We start from the raw sequence: 3,408 nt of genomic DNA, 5'->3' as shown, positions 1-3,408 counted from the left end.
ATTTGTATAAATACTTTAAATCTAATACACTTTTAAGTTGTCGATAAAAGTTGTGCTTTGGTACACGTTCACTCAATAAAAATTCTGTAAATAACTTCTCCTGATATATCTTTTTGCCTTGCATATCAGTAAGTTAATGATTTTTATTGCAAGATTATAACCATTGTGGTAACTTTATCAACAGAGTTGTGCAACAGGCACAACGTGTATAATTCATTGCTAGTTCGAGCCTACTTACGAAAGTCCTCGCGGACTTTCTATCTGTGATTTATTTGCTAACTTTAGTGCTTAAACACGCAACGAAATCATACACAAGACCGTTGCCAACAAGCTGAAAAAAAACCAACTATATGAAATTAATAAAAGCTAGAGTACAGAATTATCGAAGTATTAAAGATACTGGCGAATTTGACATTGAAGAATTAAAAACAATTATGGTTGGTCCAAATGAAGCAGGTAAGACTGTTTTATTAAAGGCACTTCAACAATTAAGTCGCCCAACAGGAGTAAAAGGATTTGATATTATTCGAGATTATCCAAGGTCGTTATATAATGACATCACTACCAAAAAAGTTAAAGCAGAAGACGTTGAAGTAGTTCGAGGACATTTTAAACTTGACGAAGAAGATAAGGCAGAAATTCCAACAGAATTTCACGATTGCGTTTATGTAGTTTACAGAAAACTAAATAATAAAGGAATTCATTTTTTAACCAATGCACCTGCAAAAATTACTTATGGAGACGTAAAAAAGGATTTGCAAAGGTTAATAACTCATTTAGACAAGCAATTTGCCGACCAAAATCCAGAAGAAACTACTGAAAAGAAACCTAGCGAAATTTTGGCAGGTTTGACTTCAACGTTCTATGAATCAAAGACATTCACAGAAGAAAACTCAAAAGAGCTTATAAAGTTTTTAGATGACAATTACGCTTTGGTTGATGAGGATAACGCCAAAGAGGAAGAAAGACATACTAAAATTTTAGAGTTGCTCAAAAAGAATAATAAACACGATGAAGTTTTAAAAATTCTTGATAAACGAACACCAGTTTTCGTATTGTTCAACAACTATTTTAAAGTAAAACCGTCTGTACATTTAGAACATCTAGCAGAACGAATCGAAAAAAACCTTCTTGAGGATGAATATTACGACTATGGTAATTTATGCTTATTAAAGTTACTCGGATTTACTGCAAGGGAACTTTCTGAAATTGGAAATACTGAAAGTCCTGACAAAGATGATGCTGATGAATTAAAAGAATATCGTGACACTCTTGATAATCGAACTTATCAACTAAATGCTGCAAGCATTAAGTTAACGAATGAGATTAAGAGTATTTGGAATCCAAATCCAAACAGACCAGAGGCTGAAAGATTAAGAATTTCAGCAGATGGACAGTACCTAAAAGTTGTTGTAGAAGATGAATTGGGTGTTGAAATCGAATTAGACCAAAGGTCGGAGGGTTTTCAATGGCTAGTTTCCTTTTTTGTCGTCTTTTTTGCAGAAGCAATGGATAAACACAAAAATGCAATATTACTTTTAGACGAACCTGGAATGAGTTTACACGGTTTAAAACAACGAGATTTTAGAGAAACTATTTCACGATTAGCAGTTACCAATCAAACAATATACACAACTCATTCACCATTCCTTGTAGGCTCTAACGAATTGGATTTAGTTAGAGTAGTTGAATTAAAAGACCGAAACGAAGGAACAAAAGTACACACAACTATTTCTTCGAGTGACCCAGCTGGTCTTCTTCCATTACAAGAAGCTTTGGGTTATGATTTAGCTCAAAGTTTATTTACCCAAACTAAAAACTTAATTCTCGAAGGATTAACTGATTATTGGTATGTTGAAGCAACTTCAGCCTTATTGAGAGAAGATAAAGTTGCTAATCTCGATAATAAAATTGCTCTTGTTTTCGCCAATTCAGCAGGTAAAGTTGTTTATTATGCTACAATATTACACGCTCATAATTTGAAAATTGCTGCATTACTCGATTCAGATGCAGCTGGAGACCAAGCAGCACAACAAGAAAATTTAGTGCATACATTAGGGAATAAAAACATATTAAGAACGAAAGATTTCTGTACCTCTGTTTCGAAACCTGAAATTGAAGATTTGTTAAGAGAAACTTTGATTAAAATCGTTAAATCTGAATATTCAAAAGATTGCAAATCGATTTCTGATTCTCAACCAACTCGACCAATCATTGACATATTTGCTCAAGAGGTTCCTAATTTTTCAAAGTATAAATTGGCAAAAGCGTTTTTGAGATGGTGCAAAACAAACGATTCAACTAAACTGACAAAAGATGAAGTTGAACATTGGAAAAAATTAATTGATAAAATTAACAAAGCTCTGAAATAAAGCCAGTTGGCAACAACGTATATAGCTCATAGCTAGTTGGTTGCTTAATCAAAGTTAAAGCATATTTGGAAAGTCGCCAAATTTTTAAATTTGACGATTTCCAATAAAAAAGATAAATAGTAAAATTTAAAAATCTGGCTTGTGCTAAACCGAAAGGAAAGAGCCTATTTGCACGCCACGAGCCATATACAAGACCGTTGGCAATAATTTGAAAAGAGCAATCTACATATCAATTTTAGTCTTAATATTTTCTTGTAAAAACGAGAAAAAAGAAAGAAATCCTTTGGTTGTTGCGTACCAAGAAAAAGGTATTGAGTACGAAATGGAAAACAAAACTGATAGTGCCATTGTGTTCTACAAAAAAGCTATTGAAATTGCACCAACTGATATTACAACAATTGAAAGTCTGACTAAAACTTATTGGAGGAATGAACAGCCTGAATTGGCTTTGGAAATTCTTAATAAAGTTCCGAGCGAAATTAAACAGTTTAATTCTATACTGACTTTGAAAGGAATGACTCTTGAGAAAATGGACAAATTAAATGAGTCAATGGAATTGTATAAAAAAGCATTTGAGCAAAGTCCTAAAATCCGATATAAAAACGAAGAGAATTTAATGGAATTTATCGGATATTTAATGTTACAAACTATTGTTGGAGAAAAAGAGCAGGCTCTAGCGGAATTTGACCGAATGAAAGAAAAGAAACTGACCGAATCTGAAAAGCAATATATTAAATCCATACAACCTCTTATTGAGAACTATAAAGGTGGTGGATATAACGCAATATTCGGAAATGAACAATAAAAAACTATTGCCAACACCGGTAACCGTTGCGCAACGCTCTAAAAATTTATGCTCAAAACACAATTAAGCCCTTTTTAGGGCTTTTTAAATTTTCTTAAAACTGTCATTTAATTAAAATTTGGTTGGTGGAAATTGAAGCTTATTCCGTTTTGGAGTCCATTTATTTTAGAAACTATAAGACCAAGTGCTTTTGCCTTGGTTTTTGACATTTTCTGTGTAAACTTCAAGTAC

General features: G+C 32.7%; 2 protein-coding genes. Both read left to right on the top strand.

Annotation, left to right across the window (positions count from 1 at the left end; genetic code table 11):
- Positions 1 to 350 precede the first annotated feature (350 nt).
- A complete protein-coding gene (locus ACFPH8_RS14890; protein ID WP_376862233.1) occupies positions 351 to 2,372 on the top strand; it encodes an AAA family ATPase in 2,022 nt (673 codons plus the stop codon).
- A gap of 208 nt (positions 2,373 to 2,580) precedes the next feature.
- Complete coding sequence (locus ACFPH8_RS14885; protein WP_376862231.1) at positions 2,581 to 3,177, top strand: tetratricopeptide repeat protein; 597 nt, start codon at positions 2,581 to 2,583, stop codon at positions 3,175 to 3,177.
- Positions 3,178 to 3,408 lie beyond the last annotated feature (231 nt).

Source organism: Bizionia hallyeonensis, from assembly GCF_042657385.1.
Taxonomy (GTDB): Bacteria; Bacteroidota; Bacteroidia; order Flavobacteriales; family Flavobacteriaceae; genus Algorimicrobium; species Algorimicrobium hallyeonense.
The sequence above is the reverse complement of the archived record's forward strand: the minus strand, read 5'-3'. Positions and strand labels throughout refer to the sequence as shown.

Excerpts from the sequence above, each read along its gene's own strand:
- ACFPH8_RS14890 (WP_376862233.1), top strand. The coding sequence starts at position 351 with ATGAAATTAATAAAAGCTAGAGTACAGAATTATCGAAGTATTAAAGAT.